A 23,111-nucleotide genomic window follows, 5' to 3' on the forward strand; every position below is an offset into this window, starting at 1 on the left:
AACACTCCCTGATTAATCACCCCCGAGACTCAGGCTCCAGGGGCGTTGGCTGCCATCCTGCAACACACGATCAACGGGTTTGGAAAATAAGCGTTTCTAACGGCTCAGGCGTTACCATTTTTCCAGAATGCCGGCTGTTTCAGCGCCTGCCGGCGGTGGCCATCCAGCCATACATCCTGCCGATCGATGATCGCCTGACGCAGTAGCTGCCAGTGACCGAGCCACTCACTTACCGCTGCCTCGTCATAGCTACCGGCCAGCAGATGTACGGCAAGCTGCTGCCGATGGAGGCGTGTCAGCTTATCCTGGTATTCATTCAGCTGATTGACCTGGCCAAAAGTCTCTTTCAGATCGGCGGAAATACGCCCCAGCATGATATCGCTGAAACGCTTAAAGGAGCCCTGTAGCTTGGCATCGGTTTTCGCGTCGATAAAATCACGCCAGCGCGCCGTTGCAATCCAGGTGGTCAGCGCCAGCTGCGTTTCCAGCCACAGCGTGCTAAAGCACACGGACAGGGCGTCCAGATCGTCCTCCAGCAGCGCCGCTTCCAGCTCGGTCAGGCGCTGACGCAGCTCGCTACTGGCCTTGCGCGGCACCAGCGCACCGTACAGAGAAAATGCCTGACGCAGCGTTTCCAGCGCCTCCTGGATTTCCCCGAGCGCGTCAGCATTGCCGCGCAGCCACAGCTCTTCATGGTACTGCCACTGGCTGAGCGCCAGCAGGAAAGCCGCCAGCATCCCCTGCTCTACCGTCGCCTTCGGCTTGACCTTGAGTAGCGGAACCGGACGCAACTTACGAGGTGGGTTGCCTTTCGCCAGCGCATAGCCGCGCGCCGCTTTACTCAGGCTTCCCAGACGCAGGCCACCCATTTTTGCCAGTTCGGCGGCAAATGCCAGAAGATCGTCGCGATTACCGTTTTTCAACTCCAGCTCTATTTCATGCAGCGGCTCGCTCAGTTCTCCGGCGCTCACCTCTCCCAGATCGAAAGCCACTTCTATTTCGCTTTCACCATAGATCACCACCCACTTCTCACGGACGAAATGAGTGCTGAACAACGGGTTTAGCTGCTGCTGCAGAGCATCAAGATCGGTACCTTCTGGCCAGACGTCGGCAGGAAGCTGATGAATATCCAGCACCGGTTCATTGAGTGCGACGTTGTACTCCGGTCGCTGGTGAAGACCACCAATCGTCTGTCCGGCAGTTTTCAGCGTCATTTCGAAACTGTCACCAAATCCGCGAATGCGCAAACCCATGTCCCAGCTGCGCAGCTGGCCGTTGACCGTTTCAAAATAGATGTTGCTCAGCTTCTGCCCGGGGGTGTGTTCATGGGGCCAGAGAGCCAGCTGGCTGGCGAGTTTTGTCGCAGCATCGGCGGTGGTAATGAACTTTAGCTCGATTTCGATGGTCATAATGTCTTATCTAAATGATTACCGGCACGGTAAATGGTGGTAGTGTTTGATAATAACCGCAAATTTCCCGATAGCGCAGAAAGAGCTGATTCAGCCGCTGCAAAAAAGCAGGGCAACTTGCGGATCATCGCACCTGAGATACCAAGAAGAGTAATGCACAAGCAGCAGGGATGTCTCTGCTTTATTACGCTTTCGCGCGTTGCCTCCCATGTCGCCTGAGATCAGGACAGTTCTCATTCAGCTTTCTGCGAGGCCGCTCCAGACTGTGCTATTACTTTCGCCCAGTACTTATGCAAAAAGAGTTCGAATGAAAAAAACTCACTTTATTGGCCTGACTTTTCTGGCTTTTAGCGCCGTCGCTAACGTGCATGCTGAAGAAAAACGTTACATTTCCGATGAACTCTCCACCTGGGTTCGCAGCGGTCCCGGCAATGATTATCGCCTGATCGGCACGCTGAACGCCGGGGAAGAAGTCACCCTGCTGCAGTCTAATGAGAACAGTAAATACGGACAGATCCGTGATGCGCAGGGCAGAACAACCTGGATACCGCTGAGTCAGCTCAGTGAACAGCCCAGCCTGCGTTCACGCGTGCCGGAACTGGAGCAACAGGTTAAAGACCTGACCGCCAAACTGGCGAATATTGACGGCAGCTGGAATGAACGTACGGCAGAAATGCAGAAAAAAGTGGCCGGCAGTGACGATGCGATCAACAGCCTGAAAGAAGAAAACCAGCAGTTAAAGAACCAGCTGGTGGTCGCCAGTAAAAAGGTGGATGCCGCCAACGTTCAGCTGGATGATAAGCAACGCACCATCATTATGCAGTGGTTTATGTACGGCGGCGGCGTTGCCGGCTTCGGCCTGCTGCTCGGTCTGCTGTTGCCGCATATGCTGCCGCGCAGGAAGAAAAACGACCGCTGGATGAACTAACCGTCCCGATTTGGCCAAAGGGTATCCGTGGATGCCCCCTTTCGCATACCTGCAATTTGGCATCATCCCTGACGGATGTTGTAGTATTACGGCTACTATAAAAAATGCTTTTCCTCTGACCCGACGTTTTATTCTGGAGATGTGCAGTGAAAACATACCTTGTCGGTGGCGCGGTTCGCGACGGACTGCTGAATTTGCCGCTGAAAGATAAAGACTGGGTGGTGGTTGGTGCCACCCCCGAGCAGATGCTTGAGCTGGGCTATTCCCAGGTCGGACGTGATTTCCCGGTTTTTCTGCATCCCGAAAATCATCAGGAATATGCGCTGGCACGTACCGAACGAAAATCAGGCAATGGCTATACCGGGTTTGTCTGCTATTCCGCACCCGACGTAACGCTGGAGCAGGATCTGGCGCGCCGCGATCTGACCATCAATGCCATTGCGCGCGATGATAACGGCCAGTATTACGACCCTTACAACGGTCGTGCGGACATTGAGCAACGTATTCTGCGCCATGTTTCCGCCGCGTTTAATGAAGATCCTTTGCGCGTGCTGCGCGTCGCACGGTTTGCCGCGCGCTTCGCCCATCTTAACTTCCGCATCGCCGATGAAACGCTGGAGCTGATGCGTTCTATGGCGCACAGCGGCGAGTTGAATCATCTGACGGCGGAACGCGTGTGGAAAGAGACCGAAAGCGCGCTGCTGACCCGTAATCCACAGGTGTTTTTCCAGGTGCTGCGCGACTGCGGTGCGCTCGCCGTGTTGTTCCCCGAGCTGGACAACCTTTACGGCGTGCCCGCCCCGGCGAAATGGCATCCGGAAATCGACAGCGGCGTTCACTCGCTGATGACGCTGGCGATGGCAGCATATCTCAGCCCGGAGCTGGATGTGCGCTTCGCTACGCTGTTCCACGATGTCGGCAAGGCCCTGACGTCGCCGGAAAAATGGCCCAGCCACCACGGCCACGGGCTGGCTGGCGTACCGCTGGTTGCCGCGCTGTGCGAACGCCTGCGCGTGCCGAATCACGTTCGCGATCTGGCGCTGCTGGTTACCGAATTTCACGATCTCGTTCACACGATCCAAAATCATTCTGCCGCCACGCTGGTTAACCTGTTCGACAGGCTCGACGCCTGGCGTAAGCCGCACCGCGTTGAGCAGATTGCATTGACCAGCGAAGCCGATGCGCGTGGGCGTAGCGGGTTCGAAAATAACCCCTATCCACAGGGAACGTATCTGCGAGAAGCCTTCAGAATTGTGTCAGAAGTGCCTACGCGCGATGTGGTCGCGGCCGGGTTTAAAGGTGCAGCGGTGAGGGAAGAACTGACACGCAGGCGCATTGCGGCGCTGGAGGTCTGGCAGGTGCAGTAAGGGCGGATCGGCGATCCGCCCCTGGTATCACTTACAGCACAAACACCGCATAAACGGCAGCGGCGATAATAAAGCGGTAGATCGCAAACGGGATAAACGAAATCCGTTTGATGATATGCAGGAAGCTCTTGATAGCAATCAGCGCCACGATAAAGGCGGTCACAAAGCCCACCGCAAACATCGGCACATCGGCGACGCTCAGGAAGCCCATGCTCTTATAGAGGTCCAGCGCGGTGGCACCCATCATCATCGGCACCGCCAGCAGGAATGAGAATTCCGATGCAGCATAGCGGCTTACGCCCATCAGCATTCCGCCGGAGATGGTCGCACCCGAGCGGGAAAAACCAGGCCACAGCGCCAGGCACTGGAAGCAGCCGATAATAAACGCCTGACGATAGGTGATATCATCCACGCCCACTGCCTTCGGCTGTTTCGGCTTCAGCAGTTCGGCAGCAATCAGCAGGACACCACCGACCACCAGCGCATACATCACGTTAACAGGGTTAAACAGGGTTTTAATTTTGTCGTGCAGCAGCAGACCGATAACCACCGCCGGGACCATACCCAACAGGATATGAATCAGCGTTAAATGCCCGGTGCCGGTGCCTTCATGCTTAACTTCACCAAAGTTAATACCGATCAGGCCGAACAAACGACGCCAGAACATCACCACTACGGCAAGAATCGAACCTAGTTGGATAACAACTTCGAAGGTTTCCGCCTTCTCTCCCTCAAACCCCAGCAAATGACCCACGATAATCATATGTCCGGTAGATGACACGGGGAGAAACTCCGTTAACCCCTCAACTATCCCTAGTATCGCTGCAACCCATAGCTGATGAATATCTGCCATCAAAATACCTTTCGCCCTTTAAAATCATGAAAAAGGCGGTTGCTAACGCTTCCGCCAATCAGCCCTGAATTTACAGTAAAAATTCAGGATCACCCCTAAGCCGCAACTTAAGACAAACCTTACTGTGATTTGGTTTCATTGTGATGGCAATCACATTGAATTTATTTCGGAATATTACCGCGTTCGATAATCACGCCAACCTGGCGTGCCTGCGCAACGGCACCGGGTTTGCTGACCTTGATGCGCACCCAGGGCGAGGCGAACTGGTTCAGCAGGAGTGTGGCTATCTCTTCCGCTACGCGCTCAACCAGCGCAAATTTTCCATTCTGTACGTGGGCAATAATCGCTTCTGATACATCGGCATAGCTCAGACAGTCATTCACATCGTCGCTGGCGGCAGCTTTACGGTTATCCCACGCCATTTCGACATCGAACACCAGCTTCTGCTGAATGGTCTGTTCCCAGTCGTAAACGCCGATGGTGGTAATAACGGACAATTGATCAATAAATACGATATCCATGATACGGCTCTCTGTTTTTGTGGTTGCCGGATACCATCCCCGGCGGTTTATGCGTATTATCCACGGATGTTAACAACAAAACGACCCCAACAAGACGGAACGGTGTTATGAGTGTATTCGCGCTTGGCATGATCCTTTTCGCGTATCTGTGTGGCTCCATCTCCAGCGCGATTTTGGTCTGCCGACTGTTCGGATTGCCGGACCCACGCCAAAATGGATCGGGCAACCCGGGTGCCACCAACGTACTGCGATTAGGCGGAAAAGCTGCGGCGGCGACGGTACTGGTTTTTGATGTTCTCAAAGGTATGCTGCCGGTTTGGCTGGCCTACAGTCAGGGCATTACGCCGCTCTACCTTGGCCTGACCGCGATTGCGGCCTGCCTCGGCCATATCTACCCTGTTTTCTTCCATTTCAAAGGCGGCAAAGGCGTGGCGACGGCATTCGGAGCCATTGCACCCATCGGTTGGGATCTGACCGGCCTGATGACCGGTACCTGGCTGCTGACCGTACTGCTGAGTGGATATTCGTCATTGGGGGCGATTATCAGCGCACTGATTGCGCCGTTTTATGTCTGGTGGTTCAAACCGCAGTTCACCTTCCCGGTCGCCATGCTCTCCTGCCTGATCCTGCTGCGGCATCATGACAATATCCAGCGCCTGTGGCGCGGCCAGGAAAATAAAATCTGGAAGAAGAAAAAGAAAAACGGCCAGGATAAACCCCAGCCGTAATGTTGAATAGCCAGCCTGAAATACAGCGATTTCAGGCGGTCAGGCTTAAATCGCCGGCAGTTCCGCCAGCGGCCAGCGAGGGCGCACGGTCACGTTCAGCCCGGCGTAAGTCCCGCCTTTAAGGCGTACCATGCCCGCATAGGCGATCATCGCGCCGTTGTCGGTACAAAACTCAGGCCGGGCGTAAAACACTTCGCCGCCGCGTTTTTGCATCATTTCCGCCAGTTTGCTGCGCAACGTACGGTTAGCGCTCACGCCGCCGGCAATCACCAGACGCTTAAACCCGCTTTCATCCAGCGCACGGCGGCATTTTATCGCCAGTGTATCCACCACCGCATCCTCAAACGCGCGCGCAATATCGGCACGGGTCTGGTCGCTATCGTCATTATCCCGAATGGTGTTGGCCGCGAAGGTTTTCAGGCCGGAGAAGCTGAAGTCCAGCCCCGGGCGATCGGTCATCGGTCGCGGGAAAACAAAACGCTTTTCTACGCCCTGCTGCGCCATTTTCGACAGCATCGGCCCGCCGGGATAATCCAACCCCAGCAGCTTAGCGGTTTTATCAAAGGCTTCACCGGCGGCATCGTCAATCGATTCACCCATCAGCGTATATTCGCCGATACCGGTGACGCTGATAAGCTGGGTGTGACCACCGGAAACCAGCAGTGCAACAAACGGGAATTCCGGCGGATTATCTTCCAGCATCGGCGCTAACAGGTGCCCTTCCATGTGATGCACGGCGATTGCCGGAACATCCCACGCGAAGGCCAGCGAACGGCCAATGGTTGCTCCCACCAGCAGCGCACCAACCAGTCCCGGACCCGCGGTATAGGCAACGGCGTCGATATCCTGCGCCTGTAGCCCGGCTTCACGCAGCGCGGCCTGGATCAGTGGAACGGTTTTACGCACGTGGTCGCGCGAAGCCAGTTCAGGCACCACGCCGCCGTAGTCAGCGTGCAGTTTGACCTGGCTGTAAAGTTGATTAGCGAGCAAACCCGCAGCATCGTCGTAAATGGCAATGCCGGTTTCATCGCAGGATGTTTCAATTCCGAGAACACGCATGGCTGTCTTTTTTACCTCAATTCTTGCGGCGCGCAGTGTAGCACGAGCGGGCTTTTAACGGCGGCAATTTTAACCTTCCTGTGGTTAACTGTTGTGCAAAAGGTGAATTTTTTCCCACCGCCGATGCCTGTTTGATGTATAATCTGCCCCCTGAAAAAAGCCGGCAGCCGCACAGGCGCATCTGTTGGTTACTTTATGCTATGGTGCTTTACAACGCAGCCTGTGTTGGAGTAAAATTCCGCACCATTTTGAAATGAGCTGGCACTGATGCCAGCGGCAAAACCGAATTTATCCGAGGTGAGAGTTACATGCCGGTAATTAAAGTACGTGAAAACGAGCCATTTGACGTAGCACTGCGTCGCTTCAAGCGTTCTTGCGAGAAAGCAGGCGTTCTGGCTGAAGTTCGTCGTCGTGAGTTTTATGAAAAACCTACTACCGAACGTAAGCGCGCTAAAGCGTCTGCAGTAAAACGCCACGCGAAGAAACTGGCTCGCGAAAACGCACGCCGCACTCGTCTGTACTAATTTCCTGAGGGTTCGCCCTCACGTTTCACAGACAAGTTAGTAGTTATCAGGCCGTGCTTTCCGAAAGGAATGCGCGGCTTGTTCTCGTTTATAGCCATAAGTGAATAACGGATTATTCTCAGGGCAGCATTCGAAGGGGATTTATGGCTGGACGCATTCCGCGTGTTTTTATCAATGACTTATTGGCCCGCACGGACATCGTGGATCTTATCGATGCTCGCGTTAAGCTAAAAAAGCAGGGTAAAAATTATCACGCATGCTGTCCTTTTCATAATGAGAAAACCCCCTCCTTCACCGTAAACGGCGAAAAGCAGTTTTATCACTGTTTTGGCTGTGGCGCGCACGGTAACGCCATCGACTTCCTGATGAATTACGACCGTCTGGAGTTTGTCGAAAGCATTGAAGAACTGGCGACGGCCTATGGCCTGGAAGTGCCGTACGAAAGCGGTTCTGGCCCCAGTCAGCTTGAGCGCCACCAGCGTCAAAGTCTTTATCAGCTGATGACCGGCCTGCGGGATTTCTATCAGCAGTCGCTGTCTCAAAACCAGGCCGCTGGCGCACGTGATTATCTGGCACAGCGCGGGTTGAGCGATGATGTTATACAGCACTTTTCTATCGGCTTTGCTCCTGCGGGTTGGGACAACGCCTTAAAGCGTTTTGGCCGTAATCCGGATGATAAGCAAACGCTGATCGATGCCGGAATGCTGGTCACTAACGATCAGGGTCGCAGCTACGACCGCTTTCGTGAACGCGTGATGTTCCCCATCCACGACAAGCGTGGACGGGTGATTGGCTTCGGTGGCCGCGTACTTGGCGACGGGATGCCGAAGTATCTGAACTCACCGGAAACCGATATTTTCCATAAAGGCCGTCAGCTTTACGGTCTGTATGAAGCGCAAAAGAATCATCCTGAACCGGCGAAACTGCTGGTTGTTGAAGGTTATATGGATGTGGTTGCCCTGGCGCAGTTTGGCGTGGATTACGCCGTTGCGTCACTGGGAACCTCAACCACGGCAGAGCATATACAGCTGTTGTTCCGCACCACCGATACGGTCATTTGCTGCTACGACGGTGACCGGGCGGGGCGTGAAGCCGCCTGGCGCGCACTGGAAACGGCTCTGCCTTACATGAACGACGGGCGTCAGCTACGCTTTATGTTTCTGCCCGACGGTGAAGACCCGGATACGCTGATTCGTAAAGAGGGCAAAGAAGCGTTTGAGGCCCGGATGGAGCAGGCCATGCCGCTGTCAGGGTTTCTGTTTGATACGCTGATGCCGCAGGTTGATCTACGTTCTCCTGATGGCCGTGCCCAGCTCAGTACCCTTGCGCTGCCGCTGATAAGCCAGGTGCCAGGTGAAACGCTGCGCATCTATTTGCGCCAGGAGCTGGGCAATAAGTTGGGCATTCTTGACGACAGCCAGCTTGAGAAACTGATGCCCGGTAAGGCCGAAAATGCTATACAGCCCGCGCAGCCCCAGCTAAAACGCACAACCATGCGTATACTTATTGGGCTGCTGGTGCAGAATCCGCATCTGGGTGCCATGGTCCCTTCCCTTGAAGGACTGGAGCAATCAGAGGTCGCAGGATTCCCGCTCTTTGTAGAATTAGTGAGTACTTGCGTTGCTCACCCTGGCCTGACCACCGGACAGCTACTAGAGTTATATCGCGGAACAAAATTTAGCCAGAGCCTTGAAACGCTGGCAACCTGGAACCATATGATTGTTGATGACGAAGTCGACACCATGTTTCAGGATGCGCTGGCCAGCATGTACGATGCCGCACTTGAGCGTCGGCTTGAAGAGCTCATCGCCCGCGACCGCACTCACGGGCTGAATGCCGAAGAGCGCCGCGAATTATGGGCGCTAAGCCAGGCGCTGAAAAAGCAGTAAAAGCCATATTGGCTACACTACAGATTATTGACAGCGGGTGACATTTTTATTGCTCATCCCCTTAAACGACAGAATTCAGAAGCGCGAGCTTCGAAACGAGATCTCAGCGGCTTAGGTGCCGATTATCCGTCAGGTTGACCCTGACAGCCGCCACGATGGGCAGCGGCAATAATCCAAACGCCCTCACTGTTATTGTTGGCATGTTAGCCGACCGACACCAATCTAATTTAACAGAAGTGTGGATACCGTCTTATGGAGCAAAACCCGCAGTCACAGCTGAAACTTCTTGTCACCCGTGGTAAGGAGCAAGGCTATCTGACCTATGCCGAGGTCAATGACCATCTGCCGGAAGATATCGTCGACTCCGATCAGATCGAAGACATCATCCAGATGATCAACGACATGGGCATCCAGGTGGTAGAAGAAGCACCCGATGCCGATGATCTGATGCTGAACGAAAACAGCACCGACACCGATGAAGACGCTGCGGAAGCCGCCGCTCAGGTCTTATCCAGCGTTGAATCTGAAATCGGTCGTACAACCGACCCGGTGCGTATGTACATGCGCGAAATGGGTACCGTTGAGCTGTTAACGCGCGAAGGCGAGATCGATATCGCAAAACGCATTGAAGATGGTATCAACCAGGTTCAGTGCTCCGTCGCGGAATATCCTGAAGCCATTACCTATCTGCTGGAACAGTACGATCGCGTAGAAGCAGGTGAAGCACGCCTGTCCGATCTGATTATCGGCTTTGTCGATCCAAATGCTGAAGAAGATCTGGCCCCAACGGCAACGCACGTCGGTTCTGAACTCTCTGAAGAAGAGCGTGATGACGACGAAGATGAAGACGAAGAGTCTGACGACGACAGTTCGGAAGATGACAACAGCATCGACCCTGAACTGGCCCGTGAGAAGTTTAACGATCTGCGCGTGCAGTATGAAGCCACTCGCACTGTGATTAAAGCGAAGAGCCGCAGCCACGCTGATGCTATCGCTGAAATTCAGAACCTTTCCGACGTGTTCAAGCAGTTCCGCCTGGTACCGAAGCAGTTCGACTACCTGGTTAACAACATGCGTACCATGATGGACCGCGTTCGTACTCAAGAACGTCTGATCATGAAGCTGTGTGTTGAACTGTGTAAGATGCCGAAGAAAAACTTCATCACTCTGTTCACCGGTAATGAAACCAGCGAAACCTGGTTCAAAGCCGCACTGGCGATGAACAAACCGTGGTCAGAGAAGCTGAACGACGTTTCTGAAGATGTCTATCGCAGTCTGCAGAAGCTGCAACAGATTGAAGAAGAAACCGGTCTGACTATCGAGCAGGTAAAAGATATCAACCGTCGTATGTCTATCGGTGAAGCGAAAGCCCGCCGTGCGAAAAAAGAGATGGTTGAGGCTAACCTGCGTCTGGTTATCTCTATCGCGAAGAAATACACCAACCGTGGTCTGCAATTCCTCGACCTGATTCAGGAAGGTAATATCGGCCTGATGAAAGCGGTAGATAAGTTTGAATACCGTCGTGGTTATAAGTTCTCGACTTATGCGACATGGTGGATTCGTCAGGCGATTACTCGTTCTATCGCTGACCAGGCGCGTACCATCCGTATCCCGGTGCATATGATTGAGACAATTAACAAGCTCAACCGTATCTCCCGTCAGATGCTGCAGGAAATGGGACGTGAGCCGACGCCGGAAGAACTGGCTGAGCGTATGCTGATGCCGGAAGATAAAATCCGCAAGGTGCTGAAAATTGCCAAAGAGCCAATCTCCATGGAGACACCAATTGGTGATGATGAAGATTCGCATCTGGGTGATTTTATCGAAGATACCACGCTGGAGCTGCCGCTGGACTCTGCCACCTCTGAGAGCCTGCGTTCTGCCACCCACGACGTGCTGGCAGGCCTGACGGCCCGCGAAGCGAAAGTTCTGCGTATGCGTTTTGGTATTGATATGAATACCGACCACACGCTGGAAGAAGTGGGCAAGCAGTTTGACGTAACGCGTGAGCGTATCCGTCAGATCGAAGCGAAGGCGCTGCGCAAGCTGCGTCACCCAAGCCGCTCCGAAGTGCTGCGCAGCTTCCTCGATGATTAATCGAAGCATCGCGTAACAGAATGGCCCCTTTACGGGGCCATTTTTTTTAGTGGGGCTTTTCTCTTTTTAATCGTTCAAACGCCGCGCGCCGTCAGCGCCTGCTCCAGCGCCGCATAGGCAGCACTCATTTCTTCCTGCGAAGCACGATTCAGCCCGCTGGGATTAGGCAGAACCCAGACCTCCGTATCACCGATTAACTCCGGCTGCTTGCCCCACTCCACTTTGCTGCGGCGAAAGGCCTGCTGATAGGCCTGTTTTCCCAAAACGGCCAGCGCCGCCGGTCGATAGCGTTCGATTTTTTCCCTCAGCGCCAGCCCGCCGTCACGCAGTTCGTTGCCCGCAAGCTCGCTGGCCAGTACGGTCGGACGCTCCACCAGCATAGTAATGCCGCAGCCGGTTTCCAGCAGCCGCTGTTCCTGTTCGGGTTTGAGCTGGCTCAGGGTAAATCCTGCCTGAAAGATAGTTTTCCAGAATCGGTTACCGGGATGGGCAAAGTGAAAGCCGGTATGAGCTGAAGATTTTCCGGGGTTGATACCACAGAACAACACCCGCAGACCGGGCTGAATAATATCGGTAATACCGTGCGCTTCCATACAGCAAAGGCTCCTTTCAGACGGGCCTCCTGATTAAAGAGGCCCGGATTGAAATCAGATAGCGGCGATCACCGCTGCGGTGATTTCCGCCGTTGTTAACCCACCGTTCACTTTTGCTTCTGCGGTAACCGCTTCAACGGCATGCAGAATAGCATCAGCCGCCTTGGTTTCACCCAGATGCTCCAGCATCAGCGCCGCAGACCAGATCGCCGCAATCGGATTGGCGATCCCCTGACCGGCAATATCCGGAGCGGAACCGTGTACCGGTTCGAACATCGAGGGTACACCCGGATTCGGATTAAGGTTGGCTGAAGCAGCATAGCCCAGTCCGCCCTGAATCGCCGCCCCTAAATCGGTCAGAATATCGCCGAACAGATTGGAGGCAACAATGACATCCAGGGTTTCCGGGTTCATCACCATGCGGGCTGCAATGGCGTCAATATGATAACGGGTTACGCTGACGTCAGGATATTCCTTCGCGATCTCCTCAGTGACTTCATCCCACATCACCATGGTGAACTTCTGCGCGTTGGATTTGGTCACCGATGCCAGACGCTTGCTGCGCTTGCGCGCCGCCTCAAATCCGAAACGCAGGATGCGTTCAACGCCACGCCGGGTGAAAATAGAGGTTTCAACCGCAACCTCATCCGCCGTTCCCTGGTGAATGCGACCACCAGCCCCGCTGTACTCGCCTTCGGTATTTTCACGAATGCAGAGGATATCGAAATCACCTCTACGCAACGGGCCTTCTACACCGGGCAGCAGGCGGTGGGGGCGGACATTGGCAAACAGATCGAACTGCTTGCGGATGGGCAACAGCAGGCCATGTAATGACACGCTATCAGGCACTTTTTCCGGCCAGCCTACGGCACCCAGCAGTACGGCATCGAACTGGCGCAGCTTATCGATGCCGTCTTTCGGCATCATCTCACCGTGCTCAAGATAGTACTCACAGGACCACGGGAAGCGCTCACCGCTGAGGGAAAAATCAAACTTAGCCGCGCTGTGTTCCAGTACCTGCCAGGCTGCATCAGTCACATCCACGCCGATACCGTCTCCGGGGATCAACGCCACTTGATAGCTTTTCATGACTCTCCTTAGGTTAATTCAGGGCAAAATAGCTCAGCACTTCACAGCCGCGGCCGACCGACGGCGTGGCAATCACCTGCCTGCTGGCCAGATCGATCACGCTCAGCGTACCGTCATCTTCGTTTGCGATGAGCAGCTGGCTGTTGTCCGGGCTGAAGCAGCCATCCATGGGTTTATGGCCGACGGCAATCTGCCCGAGTGGATTCAGGGTGGCATCATACAGGCTGATAACGGGCTCGCTATCGCCAATGACCACCAGCAGGGAACCATCTTCGCTGAAGCGGGTAATTTGTGCTGCTTTATTGTGGCCGTTCAGCGGCAGATGCTGCCGAATACGATGGCTCTGCGCATCAACCACATAGAGCAGCGGTCGCCGCGCATCGGTAGCGACCAAATAAGGATAGAGCGGCGAGGCGGCAATACCGCTGATGGGCCCCGGCATCAGAATATTATCCAGCACCTCACCTCTGCCGTTAGCCAGTCCGACGACGGTAATCGTCGCATCCTCTTCATTATCGGTAAATAATTTACGCCCGGACGGCAAAATAGTCAGTCGGTGGCTGTTGTATGAAGTCAGCGGAATATGACCGATCATCCGTTCACTTTCCGGATCGAGTATCAGAATCGTCGCGCTATTTTCACAACACATATAGACGTAACCATCACTACCCAACCGCCCGGTATGCGGCGACTCCAGCGGACTGATATCGATAAATCCCGTCAGCTCACGAGATGCCAGATCGATAACCGCGATTTTATGACCAGGATGGGGGTTATCGCCGTGGATGCCATCACCGTAGATCGGCACCCAGGCCTTGCGCTGTTTGGGCAGGATCAGCAACTCATGAGGACGGGGTGGAAAAGCGTTAAGCTCGCGATCTACGGCAAAGGTCTGCGGATTGATAAACAGGACATTGCTGCCCTGCTTATCAACGGCAATCAGGCCAAACTGGCGATCGGTTAGCGGCATACAGATACCCCTTAGTTTTATCACACTATAAGGGTAGTTCATCCGGCTACACGATGAGGGTTCAGAGCACCTGCTGGATGGCCCAGACGGCCAGCGCATGATCTTCATGAGAAGGCAAACCGCTGACGGTGACCGTGCCAATCACGCCGCCGTTACCCAACAAGATCGGGAAGCTGCCGCCGCTGTCGGTGTAACGCTCAGGGTCCATGTAGTTCATCTCGGACATCGGCGTGCCCTTTGACTTATTCAGCTCCTGGGTGTAGAGCGAGGAGTGGGCATTGCGCAGGACGGTATGGCGCTTACGTGCAATCCACTCAAGGTTTTCCGCGCTCGAACCGCTCAGCGAGGTGCTGAACAACACCTGTCCAAACGCGAACACTTCAATGGCGACCGGCATCTTCTCACTGACGGCACGCTCACGGATTAGCGAGCCAATTTTCCATGCGGTATCAAAATCAAACTGGCTAACGCGAACGGTGGCTTCCTGCTGTAACAGCGTTTCAAGGCTGGGAATGGCTGACATAAAACATCTCCGGCAAGTTTGACGAAATCAGGCTTGCAGGATAAATGAAGTTATTTTTCCAATAAATCACAAAAGGAAATAAATATTTTATTTGAGAAGCAGATCAACTATTTCCTGTAACAAAGGGCAATCATGCCCTTCTTGATAGTGAAGCGCTCACCCGGCAGAAAATGCCTCACGCAGCCAGTGGATAAAGCCACTTACCGCGCGCGGCACCTGGGCCGACCACGGGCGCACAACATAAAGCATGTCGGCAAAAGCCCCGACGGTTTGCCACTCTGGCAGCAGTTGAATCAGCTTCCCCTCCTTTAATGCTGCTTGCGCACTGAAATCCGGCAGCAGTGCGATCCCCAACCCTTCCAGCGCCGCATCGCGGATCGATTCGCTGTTATTGGTGGCAAACGGGCCGCTGACGTTAACTGCCAGCCTTTCACCACCGGAAAGAGGCTGAAAGCTCCAGCGGGGAGGTTCCACGCCGCGTGGATAATACAGGCACTGATGCTCGCTCAGTGACGACGGCGTCTCCGGTGTACCGTAGCGTGCCAGATAGTCCGGTGATGCCACGACCAGCGCACGGGTCGTACACAGCGGCAGTGCGACGTGGGTTTCCGGCAGGGTGTTACTGTGGCGAATAGCCAGATCAAAACCTTCACTGGCAAGAGAAACCAGCCGGTCAGAGACCTCCAGCTGTACCCTGACCTGCGGATGCTGGCGGAGAAATGCGGTGATATGCGGCACCAGCTGCTGGCGGGCAAATGCCACCGGTGCAGTGACCCGAACCAGACCACGCAGCGGTCCGGCAGAATCACGCACGCTGAAAAAACTCTGTTCGATCTGGGCAAACGGCGCTCGCAAATCGTCAACCAGCTTTTCACCCGCGCTGGTCAATCGTACGCTGCGCGTGGTTCGCGTTACCAGCGGCACACCCGCCAGCTGCTCAAGCTCTTTAATCTTCTGCGACATCGCCGCCTTACTGACTTCCAGCCGATCGGCCGCGGCGGTAAAACTCCCCTGCTCGGCCAGCACCGTCAGCCAGTGCAGATGCGTCCAGAGCGCATCGGTCTTCAGTTCTTTCATCGACATTGTTCACTATAGTAAATAATCAATTCAAGTATAGCGCTTTTTCCCAACGGAGTTTATGGGTAAATTTATCACCAGAGACGAGCAGGAGGGGCTGACAGCTTTCCATAAAAGCACAGCAAACCGGCCCAATAAAACCAGCAATAGAGAGTGTCGAGGTTATTATGCCATTACTGCAATTTGATGTTATTCAGGGCCGTTCCGAGTCAGAGCTGAAAACGCTGCTTGATGCCGCGCACCGTGCAGTGCTGGCAGCATTTAAAGTACCGGAGCGCGATCGCTACCAGATTGTTCACGAAAACAAAGGTTACCAGATGGTATTTGAAGATACCGGTCTGGGTTTACAGCGAACCGATAATCTGGTGATGGTGCGGGTATTTACCAGCCCGCGCAGCAGCGAGCAGAAGCAGTTCTTTATGGCGGAGCTGTGCCGCGAGTTTAAAGAGAGCTGCGGTATCCTGCCTTCAGATGTGATGATTACCTTTATCACTAATGAGAAAGGTGACTGGAGTTTCGGCAACGGCGTGGCACAGTACCTGACCGGCGAACTGTAAGACGTATCCAGATTAAAACGCTCCCCGACAGCCGTCGGGGAGCACAGTTAAATCAGAAGTCGTAGCGCAGGCGCACCAGGTTCATATCACCCAGATTGTCGGTGCTTGAGGTAAAGACGTGCTCGTAGTCAACACGGAAGCCGTAATCCAGCTTGAAGGTAACACCCAGACCGTTGTCGATACGCTTGTAGTTGCGGCCAGTGACGTACTCCAGACGGTCACCCATCACATACGGCATCACTGATTTCAGCCCGTACTGCTGTACCGGAATGGTATAACCTGCCAGATATTCGATACCCCACGCATCACCGGCAAAGTAGTTGTGAACGTTAGCCTGCTTGGTGGTCAGGAAATTATCATACCAGCCACCGCCGGCGGTGAAGGTCCAGTTATCCGGCGTCCAGCTCAGTGCCGTACCGAAGATATTTTGATCGTAGGATTTATCATCGCCGTTGCCAGGATTGCGCATTTCAGCGCGTGTATAGTTCCATGCCGTACCCCAGGTCAGATCTTTTGTGATGTGGTAGTCCACACCCAGCGAGCCGCCGCCCTGACGTTTGTAACGCAGGCCATTACCCGGCAGGTATTCATTGTCGGAGAACAGATAGGAAGCGTAAAAGTCGGTATTGCCTAGGGTATTTTTGTATTTCAGCATCTTACGGCTACGGTAAGAGCCGTCATAATCGCCGTTAATCCCGTTGCCCGGTGCCTGGCCCAGCATATCGTAATCCCAGATATCGGTTTTAGCGCCGACAACATCGTAGTAGACGCTGTTCTGCTGACCAAAGGTCAACTGACCCCAGGTTGCGCTTTTAAGACCGGTATATAGCATACGACGTGAAGTGTTATTTGCACCTTCGGCATGATGGTTATCCCAGTCGAACAGCGCCGGAATATTCACACCCAGTTCGTAATAGCTGATCCAGCTAATATCATCGAACAGATAATAATCTGCCGCGAAACGGAAACGCGTACCGCCATCAAAACCGTTTCTTTTATATGAACCTTTATCACCATCGCCGGTCATATTGTTGAACTGTGGTCGAATGCTGCCGCCCACGGTAAAGTTCAGGCGGCTAAGCGGATCGCCTGCCTGAGGATCTTGTTTCAAAAGGGTAATTTCAGCATTGGCTGCGAAAGAAGCACTGCCCACAATCAGTCCCAGCGCCACTGCCTGAGCAAGCTTACGTGTTTTAATTAACATCTTGTATTCCTGTGTAATATTGGAAAATAAATATTGAACAAAATATTACACTGGAAAAACTAATATAAAACACACCAACCTTATTATTTTGTGCTTTTTCTCTTAGTAAATAACCAATATTTGTTTTCAATATATTTCAAAACAATCGCAATTAATCATTTTGTGCTTACTCCCTATATATACTAGTTAAACAATAGCATTATTTGTTCGCTTAAAAATCATACTGCATAACGCAGAAATTCACTTGTCGTCGCGCAAAACACCGGAAAGTTATCGCCCTGGCCGTCAGGGTAAAGAATGAGATGGGGTTCGCCATTACGACCGTCCCCCCTTCCTTCACGTGGGTCTTTTCCCATCATAACAGGCTGATGTGACGCCTACCCGCAAACGAAAGAGAAGTGCCAAACAGCCATTAAGAATGTGAGCCGCATCTGAGTTTTGTAATTATTGCAGGATGAAAAGAAAGATTAGCAATATTTACCCAATCGCTCACCGTATGCATTCTCTCATCAACACTGTGATAGTACATGGCAGATAACGAAGAAATAAATTAATGATATAAAAGAGTTTTATATCCCTGCCATTGCAAGCTGAGTTAAACCGGCTTTGCTTAACATTTGTTACGTTTACTCTCGGGAAAGTTAAACAAAACCTAAACGGACAGGCTTGAATGGCCCCGACACCCACATTTCGCTGTCCCCCCCATTTATTGCCAGAGATAATTCGCTGCGTTAAATTATTTCGTTCACTCGAATCATTTCATCTCGCCGCTACCTGACAGGGATTGCGTCATACACAGGGTAAAATCGATCCAATGGTTTCAGAATGGTTATCTTTAATATTGTTTGTCGCTTCTGCTGCTCTCTACACCTGGAAGGGGGGGCAACATAAGCTGTGGTTTTCTGCCGTGCTGGCGCTGCTCGGCATCTATATCATTCTAAATGCTTCACTTTTTGCCAGTAACTACTTTACCGGTGAAGGAATTAACGATGCGGTTATCTATACAATAACCAGCAGTCTGAGTGGCGCAGGATTACAAAAATATATTATGCCCGCTGCTGGCCTGATCGTCGGGTTATTATTGCTATTCCTGTTTTTATCCTGGGTTTTACGTCTGCGTAAAAACCATAATTACAGCAAATTATATAGCCTGCTGGCGCTGGTGCTCGCTGCGGCATCCATTAAAACAACACCGGCGTACCAGCAGGTTAGCGATCTGATCAAATCACAGGTCGCAAAAGGGGATTCCGACTTTTACAGTCACTACAAGGTGCCGGGGAAGAACCTGCGCGGCGATCGCCCAAATCTGGTTTACATCTACGCGGAGAGCCTGGAACGCACCTACTTTGATGATAAAGCGTTTCCCGGCCTGGCTCCCGAGCTGAATCAGATCAAAGCGGACTCACTCGATTTCAGCAACACGGAACAGCTGCCCGGGACCGAATATACGATTGCCGGCATTGTCGCCTCACAGTGCGGCATCCCGCTGTTTGCTCCTTTTGATGGCAACGCGTCCAGCTCGCTTTCAACCTTCTATCCGCAAAACGTCTGCCTGGGTGACATCCTTAAAGCGTCCGGATATCAGAACTATTTCTATCAGGGAGCCAGCCTGAGCTTTGCCGGTAAAGATCTGTTCTTCACCTCCCACGGCTTCGACCATATTTATGGTTTCAATGAATTGAAAAGCATGGTGAAAGATCAGAACTATCGTAACGACTGGGGCTGGTACGACGATACCGTGCTCGATATCGTCTTTGATAAGTATCTGGAACTGGCGAAGAAAAATCAGCCTTTCTCACTGTTCGCGCTCACCGTGGATACCCATCATCCAGACGGATTCATCTCCCGCAGCTGTCAGAGAAAGTCCTATCCATTTGATGGAAAAGAGAATAAGTCTTTTGCTGCCGTCGCCTGCGGTCAGGAACATATAGCCCGGCTGATTGAAAGAATACGTGCAACACCGTACTTCAAAAATACCATTATCGTTGTCGGCTCCGATCACCTGGCAATGAACAACACCGCCTTTAAGTACCTGAACCAGCACGATCGTCGCGACCTGTTCTTTATGCTGCGCGGCGACAACGTCAGCAGCAAAGTTATCACGGCCAAACGCAGTACGCTGGATAACGGTGCGACCGTACTGGATGCCATGGGCGGCGATAACTTTATCGGTCTGGGGCGCAGTTCGCTTTCATCCACGTCACTTTCTGCCACTTATCTGAATATCAAAGAAAAGATCAACGAGTGGAAGCCCGACGTGATTAAGTTGTGGAACTTCCCGAAAACGATTTCGGATTACAAAATAGACAGCAAAAATAATACATTCAGTTTCTCCGGCTCCCACTTTAAGCTGCCGCTGCTTTTATCGGTGATGCCTGACAAGATTGAACCCAAGCTTGATGCCTATCTGGCAACGCCTCTGAAACAGCAGCTGGCGAGATTTGGTCCTGATGACAAATTTGTCTGGGCCGATCGCTGTTACAAAATTGGTAGCGTATGGGATGAATCCCTGACGCTGAATAACGGGCTATGCGTTGCCAACGGCACGCTGAATGCGAAACCGCATATTGAACAGCTCAAACCGGGCAGCACATTGGGGAAAATCACCTTTACCCCAACCAACAGCAGCAGTGACGAACAGTATCAGCGCAGCGTAACCCGCCTGCGAATCGCCGATGCCGATTTAAAATATCGCTCGGACCGTATTCTGTTTAACCTGCCAGGGCTACCGCAGCAGGTACTGAAAATCACCGGTATGTCTTACGTTGAGCCATGGGGCCGATGGTCTGATGCGAATCTGCTACCGGAAGTGACCATACAGTATCTGGAACCTCTGCCTGAAGCGTTCCAGCTGAAGCTGACGGCGCGCGCCTTTGGTAACAACGCATTACGCCCGGTAATCGTTAAAGTGGGTGACTGGCAGCAGGAGATCTCTCTGGGCGAAAGCGATACCACCCTGACGTTACAGGTAAGCAACCCTTCAGGTGCGCGCAGTATCATTCTGGTGCCTCCAGAACCGGTTGAGTCAACGCTGGGTACCGTTGATGGTTTTGCTGCCCGCCGACTGGGCATTGGACTTATCGACCTGCAAGTATCGCCACAGCAGTAAACAAACCCGCCCCCGACATCGGGGGCGCTTGTCATTTTATCGAATGATAAATCTGGAATTTCGACTAACCCAGATTCTGCTAACCAAACGCCCGGCTTGTACTATTGGCGGTATTTTTATGCCTTCGCGGGGGTTATTTCAGAACCGTTGTTAATTCGCCGCGCTTTATTTCCTACCAGAATGAAACACCTGCCCGCTATTGATTCCATTCGATACCTGTCGTGACACTTTTATTCACATGAAGGGCTTGCAGTAAAAAACAGAAAAATTACTATGGCGTAGTAACCATTCACTCACAGGAAAGCCTTCCCGTTGAAATCTTTGCGCTACGCCCTGATATTTTTACCTGTGCTTGCTCTGCCAATGCAAAGCCAGGCGCAGAAAACGCCCGATCCGCTGCTGGCCTCCGAACTGGTTAATCGCTACGCCGATAATATTTTCTATAACACCAAAGCCAGCGGGATGGCGATTGTCGCCATTGATGCCAACCAGCGTATCTTCGCCAGCCGCGGCGTAGTGCGCCCCGGAAGCAAACAGCCACCGGCAAAAGATTCACTGATTCGTATCGCCTCGCTAAGCAAACTGATGAGTAGCGAACTGATGGTCAAACTGGCGGAAGAAGGTCGGCTCAAACTGGACGATCCTCTTAGTAAATACGCCCCTGCCGGTGCCCGCGTACCAACCTGGAACGGGCAGCCCATCCGACTGATTAACCTTGCAACGCACACCAGCGGCCTGCCCCGTGAGCAACCCGGCGGTAAAGCGATGCGGCCCGTGTTTACCTGGCCTACTAACAGCCAGCGCTGGGCATGGCTGCGTACCGCGCAGCTAAAGTCAGCTCCCGGTCAGGTTGCTTCTTACTCTAATTTAGCCTTTGACCTGTTGGGTGACGCCCTGGCAAAAGCCGGAGGTAAACCCTATCCGACCCTGCTGCAGGAGAAAGTCACTCGACCTCTGGGAATGAAAGATACCACTTTCACCCCCTCTCCAGACCAGTGCGCGCGGCTAATTATCCCGGCGAAGAATCCCAGCCCGTGCAATAACTCACTGGCTGCGATTGGCAGCGGCGGGGTTTATTCCACACCGGATGATATGGGTCGCTGGATGCAGCAATTCCTGTCATCCGATGTACAGGCGCGTAGCGCACATGTTGACCGGCTACAAACGATGATTTACCAGCGTAGCCAGCTCACTAAAGTAGAGGGAATGGATGTCCCCGGTCGTGCAGATGCACTCGGTATGGGATGGGTTTACATGGCTCCGCGCGAAGGCAGGCCGGGGATCATTGAAAAAACCGGTGGAGGTGGCGGCTTTATTACCTATATGGCGATGGTGCCACAGTACAGCGTAGGTGTATTTATTGTTGTCGCCCGCTCGAATGAAACCCGCTTCACGCCAATGAGTGATGGCGTCAATAACCTGCTTACCGAGATGATTGGTAACACGTCAGGCAGCGCTCAGCTGGCCGCCAGCATTATGGCAAACTGATTGTGCTACGTTCGGTATGCATTTCATTCTGCATCCCCTTCTTCAGTTAATGCTGAATCATCTGCTGCAACATCACCCTGTGTGCGGCGGATAAGCTTCTCGCGCGGGAGCAGACGCCCGCGCTTATCATAATAACGACTCGGCCAGATTTCCGATGGGTGCATATCCAACGCGGCGGCAATAATAAACTCACCTTTTGGCCAGGGTTTTTTCAGTGCGTTCGCCAGCGTCCCCGAACTCAGCCCTACCTCACGCGAAAGTGCCGCTAGTGAATTTTTACGTTTTTTAATCGCAGCAATAATATCTGCACTGTGCATATCCTGTCTTTTCGCCATAGCATCCTCTGCGTGTCGGTGAGTTCCTGTTTTATGCTCAATCTAACACTAAGTATTACTTAGTACAATTTGCATTAGCAACTAAGAGAATCCCGTTAATTGTTTCAATACCGGGATTATTATGCTGGCACATCGTTTAAAAGAGGCTCGCCTGAGAAAAGGGCTATCGCAGCAAAAACTGGGCGTTTTAGCGCAAATTGACGAGGCCACAGCCAGTGCCCGTATGAACCAGTACGAACGGGGTATTCACGTGCCTGATTTTGAACTGGTATGCCGTCTGGCCGTTATCCTGGACGTGCCATCCTGCTATTTTTATACGGTAGAAGATGAACTTGCCAGACTGGTGCTGGCCTGGTACTCGCAGCATAAATCACACTAAAAGCTAAAACGCATTCCCTGTTACGCCCCCAGTCGATTAGACTAAGTTCTACTTAGTACATTTTATTCGAGCGGCTAAGAGAATCCTGTTATCTGTTCAGAAGTCAGGATCGACATGCTGCCACAACGTTTAAAACAAGCGCGAACAAGGATGAAGATATCGCAGCAGAAGCTGGGGATTTTAGCCGGAATTGACGAAGCCACCGCCAGTACCCGAATGAACCAATACGAGCGCGGTATTCATACACCCGATTTTGAACTGGTTTGCCGCCTGGCAGCCATTCTGCACGTGCCCGCATGCTATTTCTACACACAGGAAGATGAACTGGCCGACATCATAGAGCACTGGTATGAGCACCATAACGGCTCAAACTAAAGCACCCGCCTACCACGAAAACCACATCAGATAGCCT

22 protein-coding genes are annotated in these 23,111 nt (G+C 52.9%); 11 read left to right on the forward strand and 11 right to left on the reverse strand.

Annotation, left to right across the window (positions count from 1 at the left end):
• Positions 1-104: 104 nt before the first annotated feature.
• Positions 105-1,409 carry an inorganic triphosphatase gene (locus tag IBT47_RS09340; RefSeq protein WP_200560221.1) on the reverse strand — a complete coding sequence of 435 codons (1,305 nt, stop codon included), beginning with the start codon at positions 1,407-1,409 and terminating at the stop codon, positions 105-107.
• 307 nt (positions 1,410-1,716) lie between these two features.
• On the opposite strand from IBT47_RS09340, the gene IBT47_RS09345 reads away from it, so the two are divergent.
• Both IBT47_RS09345 and IBT47_RS09350 read left to right on the forward strand, forming a co-directional pair.
• Positions 1,717-2,337 carry a TIGR04211 family SH3 domain-containing protein gene (locus IBT47_RS09345; RefSeq protein WP_105592534.1) on the forward strand — a complete coding sequence of 207 codons (621 nt, stop codon included), beginning with the start codon at positions 1,717-1,719 and terminating at the stop codon, positions 2,335-2,337.
• 146 nt (positions 2,338-2,483) lie between these two features.
• Entirely contained in the window at positions 2,484-3,704 is a 1,221-nt protein-coding gene (locus IBT47_RS09350) for a multifunctional CCA addition/repair protein (RefSeq protein WP_200560222.1), read from the forward strand.
• A gap of 31 nt (positions 3,705-3,735) precedes the next feature.
• On the opposite strand, the gene bacA is transcribed toward IBT47_RS09350, so the two are convergent.
• Complete coding sequence (gene bacA / locus IBT47_RS09355) at positions 3,736-4,557, reverse strand: undecaprenyl-diphosphate phosphatase (protein WP_200560223.1); 822 nt, start codon at positions 4,555-4,557, stop codon at positions 3,736-3,738.
• A gap of 161 nt (positions 4,558-4,718) precedes the next feature.
• Positions 4,719-5,078: a bifunctional dihydroneopterin aldolase/7,8-dihydroneopterin epimerase gene (gene folB / locus IBT47_RS09360; RefSeq protein ID WP_105592537.1), complete on the reverse strand. Its 360-nt coding sequence runs from the start codon at positions 5,076-5,078 to the stop codon at positions 4,719-4,721.
• A gap of 107 nt (positions 5,079-5,185) precedes the next feature.
• On the opposite strand from folB, the gene plsY reads away from it, so the two are divergent.
• A complete protein-coding gene (gene plsY, locus IBT47_RS09365; protein WP_105592538.1) occupies positions 5,186-5,806 on the forward strand; it encodes a glycerol-3-phosphate 1-O-acyltransferase PlsY in 621 nt (206 codons plus the stop codon).
• A gap of 45 nt (positions 5,807-5,851) precedes the next feature.
• Here plsY and tsaD read toward each other — a convergent pair whose 3' ends face one another.
• Positions 5,852-6,865 (reverse strand): tRNA (adenosine(37)-N6)-threonylcarbamoyltransferase complex transferase subunit TsaD, encoded by a 1,014-nt coding sequence (tsaD, locus tag IBT47_RS09370; RefSeq protein WP_200543506.1) that lies wholly within the window; start codon positions 6,863-6,865, stop codon positions 5,852-5,854.
• Positions 6,866-7,173: 308 nt separating this feature from the next.
• Here tsaD and rpsU point away from each other — a divergent pair, with 308 nt between their 5' ends.
• The 3 genes from rpsU to rpoD all read left to right on the forward strand — a co-directional run bounded on the left by rpsU (position 7,174) and on the right by rpoD (position 11,375).
• Entirely contained in the window at positions 7,174-7,389 is a 216-nt protein-coding gene (gene rpsU / locus IBT47_RS09375; protein WP_001144069.1) for a 30S ribosomal protein S21, read from the forward strand.
• Between the two features lie 143 nt (positions 7,390-7,532).
• A complete protein-coding gene (dnaG, locus tag IBT47_RS09380) occupies positions 7,533-9,278 on the forward strand; it encodes a DNA primase (protein WP_105592540.1) in 1,746 nt (581 codons plus the stop codon).
• A 252-nt stretch (positions 9,279-9,530) separates the two neighbouring features.
• Positions 9,531-11,375, forward strand: a complete 1,845-nt coding sequence (rpoD, locus tag IBT47_RS09385; RefSeq protein WP_105592541.1) for an RNA polymerase sigma factor RpoD — start codon at positions 9,531-9,533, stop codon at positions 11,373-11,375.
• Between the two features lie 74 nt (positions 11,376-11,449).
• Here rpoD and mug read toward each other — a convergent pair whose 3' ends face one another.
• The 5 genes from mug to IBT47_RS09410 all read right to left on the reverse strand — a co-directional run bounded on the left by mug (position 11,450) and on the right by IBT47_RS09410 (position 15,627).
• Positions 11,450-11,968: a G/U mismatch-specific DNA glycosylase gene (mug, locus tag IBT47_RS09390; protein WP_200560224.1), complete on the reverse strand. Its 519-nt coding sequence runs from the start codon at positions 11,966-11,968 to the stop codon at positions 11,450-11,452.
• 54 nt (positions 11,969-12,022) lie between these two features.
• Positions 12,023-13,057, reverse strand: coding sequence for a tartrate dehydrogenase (locus tag IBT47_RS09395; protein ID WP_200560225.1), 1,035 nt, complete (start codon positions 13,055-13,057; stop codon positions 12,023-12,025).
• 13 nt (positions 13,058-13,070) lie between these two features.
• Positions 13,071-14,027 carry a WD40 repeat domain-containing protein gene (locus IBT47_RS09400; RefSeq protein WP_200560226.1) on the reverse strand — a complete coding sequence of 319 codons (957 nt, stop codon included), beginning with the start codon at positions 14,025-14,027 and terminating at the stop codon, positions 13,071-13,073.
• A gap of 61 nt (positions 14,028-14,088) precedes the next feature.
• A complete protein-coding gene (locus tag IBT47_RS09405) occupies positions 14,089-14,550 on the reverse strand; it encodes a heme-degrading domain-containing protein (protein WP_200560227.1) in 462 nt (153 codons plus the stop codon).
• A gap of 156 nt (positions 14,551-14,706) precedes the next feature.
• Positions 14,707-15,627, reverse strand: a complete 921-nt coding sequence (locus tag IBT47_RS09410) for a LysR family transcriptional regulator (RefSeq protein ID WP_200560228.1) — start codon at positions 15,625-15,627, stop codon at positions 14,707-14,709.
• Between the two features lie 167 nt (positions 15,628-15,794).
• Here IBT47_RS09410 and IBT47_RS09415 point away from each other — a divergent pair, with 167 nt between their 5' ends.
• Positions 15,795-16,184 carry a tautomerase family protein gene (locus tag IBT47_RS09415; protein ID WP_105592547.1) on the forward strand — a complete coding sequence of 130 codons (390 nt, stop codon included), beginning with the start codon at positions 15,795-15,797 and terminating at the stop codon, positions 16,182-16,184.
• Between the two features lie 52 nt (positions 16,185-16,236).
• On the opposite strand, the gene IBT47_RS09420 is transcribed toward IBT47_RS09415, so the two are convergent.
• Complete coding sequence (locus tag IBT47_RS09420; RefSeq protein ID WP_200560229.1) at positions 16,237-17,388, reverse strand: porin; 1,152 nt, start codon at positions 17,386-17,388, stop codon at positions 16,237-16,239.
• Between the two features lie 814 nt (positions 17,389-18,202).
• On the opposite strand from IBT47_RS09420, the gene opgB reads away from it, so the two are divergent.
• Together opgB and ampH are read left to right on the forward strand one after the other, a co-directional pair.
• Positions 18,203-20,497, forward strand: a complete 2,295-nt coding sequence (gene opgB / locus IBT47_RS09425) for a phosphatidylglycerol--membrane-oligosaccharide glycerophosphotransferase (protein ID WP_200560273.1) — start codon at positions 18,203-18,205, stop codon at positions 20,495-20,497.
• Positions 20,498-20,860: 363 nt separating this feature from the next.
• Positions 20,861-21,985 carry a D-alanyl-D-alanine-carboxypeptidase/endopeptidase AmpH gene (ampH, locus tag IBT47_RS09430; RefSeq protein WP_234471817.1) on the forward strand — a complete coding sequence of 375 codons (1,125 nt, stop codon included), beginning with the start codon at positions 20,861-20,863 and terminating at the stop codon, positions 21,983-21,985.
• Positions 21,986-22,008: 23 nt separating this feature from the next.
• Here ampH and IBT47_RS09435 read toward each other — a convergent pair whose 3' ends face one another.
• Positions 22,009-22,320: a helix-turn-helix transcriptional regulator gene (locus tag IBT47_RS09435; RefSeq protein ID WP_105592550.1), complete on the reverse strand. Its 312-nt coding sequence runs from the start codon at positions 22,318-22,320 to the stop codon at positions 22,009-22,011.
• A gap of 121 nt (positions 22,321-22,441) precedes the next feature.
• Between IBT47_RS09435 and IBT47_RS09440 the strand changes: the two genes are divergently transcribed.
• Positions 22,442-22,699: a helix-turn-helix domain-containing protein gene (locus tag IBT47_RS09440; protein ID WP_105592551.1), complete on the forward strand. Its 258-nt coding sequence runs from the start codon at positions 22,442-22,444 to the stop codon at positions 22,697-22,699.
• 114 nt (positions 22,700-22,813) lie between these two features.
• Complete coding sequence (locus tag IBT47_RS09445) at positions 22,814-23,074, forward strand: helix-turn-helix domain-containing protein (protein ID WP_200560230.1); 261 nt, start codon at positions 22,814-22,816, stop codon at positions 23,072-23,074.
• Positions 23,075-23,111 lie beyond the last annotated feature (37 nt).

Source organism: Erwinia sp. S43 (assembly GCF_016624745.1).
GTDB classification, from domain to species: Bacteria; Pseudomonadota; Gammaproteobacteria; order Enterobacterales; family Enterobacteriaceae; genus Erwinia; species Erwinia coffeiphila.